The organism is Kitasatospora sp. NPDC056783 (genome assembly GCF_042789895.1).
GTDB lineage: Bacteria > Actinomycetota > Actinomycetes > Streptomycetales > Streptomycetaceae > Kitasatospora.
In genome coordinates, this window is sequence record NZ_JBHUAF010000676.1 from 1 (window position 1) to 1,797 (window position 1,797).

The 1,797-nt window shown below is 73.3% G+C and carries 1 protein-coding gene; it reads left to right on the top strand.

What is annotated here, in order from left to right:
- The first annotated feature begins 236 nt into the window (after positions 1 to 236).
- Positions 237 to 1,712, top strand: a complete 1,476-nt coding sequence (locus ACFRMQ_RS40530) for an ABC1 kinase family protein (protein WP_380735930.1) — start codon at positions 237 to 239, stop codon at positions 1,710 to 1,712.
- Positions 1,713 to 1,797: the final 85 nt, after the last annotated feature.

Consider the following 1,797-nt stretch of genomic DNA (forward strand, 5'->3'; position numbering starts at 1 on the left):
GCGGAAGCGAGCAACACCACACTGCGCGGGAAGTCGGCGCCGCCGACTTCCCGCGCAGACCCTCCCCAAAGCCCACGCCCCACCCCCACCGGACCAAGCCGCCCAACTCCCCCCAAAGACACCGCGCTCCCGGCCCCGCCCCGCCGAATTCCGCCAGGCAGGCGGCGGGGAGCGGGCACAATGGCGTAGAGATGGTCGGCCGTCCGGAAATCGGGGGCCAGGGATTGGAGGCCAGGGTGAGCGATCTTCCGCGCAAGGCAGTGACCCGCACGGCACGGCTCGCCGCCCTGCCGCTGGGGATAGCCGGTCGCGCCACGCTCGGCCTGGGCAGGCGCATCGGCGGCCGCTCCGCCGAGGTGGTCACCGCCGAGCTCCAACAGGCCACCGCCGACCAGCTGTTCAAGGTCCTCGGCGAACTCAAGGGCGGGGCGATGAAGTTCGGGCAGGTGCTGTCCGTCTTCGAGGCGGCGCTTCCCGAGGAGGTCGCCGGACCGTACCGGGCGGCGCTCACCAAGCTCCAGGACGCCGCTCCCCCGATGCCCGCCGCCAAGGTGCACACCGCACTCGCCCAGCGGCTCGGCGACGACTGGCGCGAGCTGTTCCGCGAGTTCGACGACCGGCCCGCCGCCGCCGCGTCGATCGGCCAGGTGCACCGGGCGGTCTGGCACGACGGCCGCGAGGTCGCCGTCAAGGTGCAGTACCCGGGTGCGGGTGACGCCCTGCTCGCGGACCTCTCGCAGCTGAGCCGGGTGGCCTGGCTGCTGGGCCCGCTGATCCCGGGGCTGGACATCAAGCCGTTGATCACCGAGCTTCGCGAGCGGGTCTCGGAGGAGCTGGACTACGAGCTGGAGGCGCAGGCCCAGCGTCGGCACGCCGAGGAGTTCGAGGACGACCCGGACATCGTGGTGCCGCGCGTGGTGGCCCAGGCCGACCAGGTGCTGGTCACCGAGTGGATGGGCGGCATCCCACTGGCCGAGGTGATCGCGGGCGGCACCCAGGAGGAGCGCGACCGCGCCGGGCAGGTGCTGGCCCGGTTCCTGTTCGCCGGCCCGTCCCGCACCGGCCTGTTGCACGCGGACCCGCACCCGGGCAACTTCCGGCTGTTGAAGGATGACGGCCCGGTGTCGGGCTGGCGGCTGGGCGTGTTGGACTTCGGCACCGTGGACCGGCTGCCGGGCGGGCTGCCCGCGCCGATCGGCGCCTCGCTGCGGATGGCACTGGCCGGGGATGCGGCGGGGGTGCTCCGGATGCTGCGCGAGGAGGGTTTCGTGAAGCCCTCGATCCGACTGGACCCGGACGCGGTGCTGGACTACCTGCTGCCGATCATCGAGCCGGCCGCGGTGGAGAACTTCCACTTCACCCGCGCCTGGATGCGCGCCCAGGCGGCCCGGATCGCCGATCCGCGCTCGCCCGCCTACAACCTGGGCAAGCAGCTGAACCTGCCGCCCGCGTACCTGCTGATCCACCGGGTGACGCTGAGCACCATCGGGGTGCTCTGCCAGCTGGGCGCCAAGGCACCGTTCCGCGCGGAGATGCTGGAGTGGCTGCCCGAGTTCGCCGAGAGGCCGCCCGTGAAGCCCGTGAAGCCCACCGAACCCACCGAGCCCACCGAGCCGGCGGAGCCCACGGAGACCACCAGGCTCGCGAAGCCGGCCAGGCAGGCCCGCCCGGCCCGCGAGGGCACCGCGCCCGCCCGGGCCCGCAAGGACTGACCGGCCCCCGACCCCGCCGCCACCACCACCACGACAAACGCCACAACGACAAGCATCACGACGACCGCAGGCCGCTCCCCACCGA